Source organism: Microbulbifer pacificus (assembly GCF_002959965.1).
Lineage (GTDB): Bacteria > Pseudomonadota > Gammaproteobacteria > Pseudomonadales > Cellvibrionaceae > Microbulbifer > Microbulbifer pacificus_A.
Genome location: NZ_PREV01000007.1, coordinates 1 through 2842, shown reverse-complemented (window position 1 = coordinate 2842; position 2842 = coordinate 1). Strand labels below are relative to the sequence as shown.

The 2842-nt window shown below is 35.2% G+C and carries 6 protein-coding genes; 2 read left to right on the top strand and 4 right to left on the bottom strand.

Annotation, left to right across the window (positions count from 1 at the left end; all coding sequences use genetic code 11):
* Positions 1–172: 172 nt before the first annotated feature.
* The gene (locus tag C3938_RS00300; RefSeq protein WP_105101323.1) at positions 173–397 is read left to right on the top strand and encodes a helix-turn-helix transcriptional regulator; all 225 of its coding nucleotides are present in this window, start codon (positions 173–175) and stop codon (positions 395–397) included.
* Between the two features lie 27 nt (positions 398–424).
* Positions 425–817 carry a hypothetical protein gene (locus C3938_RS00295; protein ID WP_105101322.1) on the top strand — a complete coding sequence of 131 codons (393 nt, stop codon included), beginning with the start codon at positions 425–427 and terminating at the stop codon, positions 815–817.
* A gap of 179 nt (positions 818–996) precedes the next feature.
* Here C3938_RS00295 and C3938_RS18010 read toward each other — a convergent pair whose 3' ends face one another.
* The 4 genes from C3938_RS18010 to C3938_RS00275 form a co-directional block, all read right to left on the bottom strand.
* Complete coding sequence (locus C3938_RS18010; RefSeq protein ID WP_199775452.1) at positions 997–1839, bottom strand: N-acetylmuramoyl-L-alanine amidase; 843 nt, start codon at positions 1837–1839, stop codon at positions 997–999.
* Positions 1840–1890: 51 nt separating this feature from the next.
* Entirely contained in the window at positions 1891–2169 is a 279-nt protein-coding gene (locus C3938_RS00285; protein WP_105101321.1) for a phage holin, read from the bottom strand.
* A 16-nt stretch (positions 2170–2185) separates the two neighbouring features.
* A complete protein-coding gene (locus C3938_RS00280; RefSeq protein WP_199775451.1) occupies positions 2186–2461 on the bottom strand; it encodes a hemolysin XhlA family protein in 276 nt (91 codons plus the stop codon).
* A gap of 117 nt (positions 2462–2578) precedes the next feature.
* A partial coding sequence (locus C3938_RS00275) for a hypothetical protein (protein WP_105101319.1) occupies positions 2579–2842 on the bottom strand: 264 nt, incomplete at its 5' end.

The window sequence follows — 2842 nt, the reverse complement described above, 5'->3', positions numbered from 1 at the left end:
CCCTGACTCTATCAACCTAAAACAATTGTAATCTTACTTTTGTATTTACTATTGCAGTTACATTTGTATATGTTATGCAGCACCGCTTGTACAACTTTCCCAAAAACTTGTGAAAGGTTCGTATTAATTTGTGAAAGAGTGGCAAGACTGGTTTTAAAAAAGGAGATTCATTATGTTTGGAATAGGTAAAAAAAGAACTGATCTTGGTCGTTGGTTAGATAAGAATGGATATTCGCAAGAAGAACTTGTTGAAGAATCCGGAGTGAGTCGTAATACAATAAGCAAGGCATGTTCTGATAGTAATTATTATCCTAGTATTAAAGTAATGAAAAAGATTTTGAAGGCAGTTAGGGAAGTGGATCCTGAATTAACTATAGATGATTTTTGGGAGGTGTAATGGTTATAATGTGCATGAGGTGATTTAATGGATGAGCTTGTACTAAAATATATTTGCATGCCAATGGCCATAGCTACACTGAAACACAACGAAAAATTATACGATCAAGATAAATTTAAAATCGTACCTCCTTATTTAGATTTGCATGATTCACTTATTAAAGCTATTGAAAAAGACTTTTTTGAATTAAAACGTGAGGTAATTCAAGATCATCATTTAAACATTAAAAAACACTCTACAGGTAAATATGTGGTTAATGGTGAAATTATGGAGTTTACTTCTGAAGAATTAAGAGAAGGAACAAAGAAGGTTATTCAGTCTTATATGTATGGTGAAAATATGATTGAGATTGAACATAAGGATATACCTTTAGAAACGAGGTATATACCACCGGGTGTGGATAGTGAGGATAATAGATAAAAAAGACCCACTAAAAATAGTGGGCTGAAAAAATATTTGTTAGAAACATATTACTTCTATTCTGATAATAAGTAAAGGTGTTATTATCAAATTAAATAGGAATGAGGTGAATAAAATGAATGACCCAAACCCTCCTGCGACATAAATAAATTAAGCCCCCACTAGGAGGGCTTTTTGTTTTAAAACGTACTCGCATTTAATCTACGTTGTAATTCTTTAACTACAGTAGATGGACGGCTGAGCTTCTTATCATAAGGTGTTCCAAGATGTTTTTGTAAAGCACCGATTGTGTTAGGTCCTAATAATCCGTCTTGCTTGGAACCTACTTTTCCTTGCAGTGCCTTTACAACCATACTTCCCTTTTTACCATTTCCGAAATCAATCGTAGTACCATAGAAAGCATTGGTGATGCTATTGCTTAACTGGTCACTTATGATACCGTCTTGTGTAGTTCCTAGTGCTTTTTGTAATGCGGTAGTAGTAGAGTTACCCCACTTACCATCAACCGTAAGATTAGCCTTATTTGAGCTTGTCTTACTTGGTTTAGTCTGTGGTTTAGGTGCAGGGCTCACACTTTCACCATTCAATCTAGATCGTACTGTATTCATATTAATACCTGGGCAACTAGTATTTGTTCCGCTAAATTCATTATGCCCTTGTACATCCGATACTCTCAATCTGAATAATGCTATTGCAGCCTTAGCACGTTCCTCAAATGCTTTTTCCTGTGCATCAGTAAAGCTACCATTGCCAACAAGGCATATATGATACGTGTTTTGATTGTGGCCATAAACACCATTTGTGACAGTATCCCAGTCATAGCAAAGCTGTACAGTACCATCACGTAAGATTATTTCATGATAACCGCCTGTATTCCATCCTTTTGTTCCCCCCCAGTATTTAGCAAATGAAGCATAGTTACCATCTGCGGTTGCTGAGTGATGACGTGCAATCTTTGTTACTTTCGTTCGTTTATCTCTACCGCCCATTGTTTTACCACGTAAATCAACTATTTTAGCCATATAAATCACTCCTTTTTATTTTTAGGCATTAAAAAAACACCCTATAGGTGCTTACTTCAATCCTCTTGATTTTAATTCTGCATTTTGTTCCTGCGCTTTTTTTCCGCTGTAATGATTCTTGTAGATGGTATAAGCATTAACAACGAATGCAACAACTGCCAATAACAATACTTCCAAACCATCTATAAAGCCTTGGTTAAACCATTCTAAGTTAATCCCTAAGACACCTAATAATGGCAATAGTGCAGCAAGGATACCTATAAATTGCAAAATTAACCCTTTGGTAGCATCTTGTTTTACCTCTCGATTTACTTGTGATTGTGTTTTCATTTATACCTTCTCCTTATTAGTTGAAATTAGCAAAAAATAACCCTATAGCCCCTCCGATAACTGCGGTTATAATCGCTGATGCAATTATTTTAGTAAACATGCGTCTTATCCATTTTGTATCATCCTGAATAGATGACAATGTGGTTTGTAAATTTATTATTTTTTCATCTTGCTTAATGTCGTTCATTTTAAGGTTTGTCACGTCATTTTGCAGTGTCTTAATATCTTGTCTAATTTCAATAATATCTTGTTGATTTTTATCCACTTCGACCACATCCTCTTGTTTTGACATGCTCGACCCCCTAACGTCCTTATAAAGTATCGTATAATGTTAATAACCCAACTATCCCTATTGTTGGGTGGGGAGTAGCCTGTAACTACTCCCTGTTTTTGTGCATAAAAATAAGCCTTACTCGGCTTCTGGTTTTTCTGGAACTTCTTCTGTTTTGCTTACTTCTTCAATAATGTGTTCTCTGGATTTTTCTTGTAACTGTTCAATAGAAAGATCGTTAAATTCTTCTACACTCACTTGAATACTACCATTACAATTTGCTTTTCTACTTTCGTTATATCCAGCGTAATTTACTTCAACACCGACTGCTTGACCTTGTTCATATCGAGTGAGGGTACTTCTTACTTCAAAGATCATCGTCCTTGCTTCTTCAATAATATG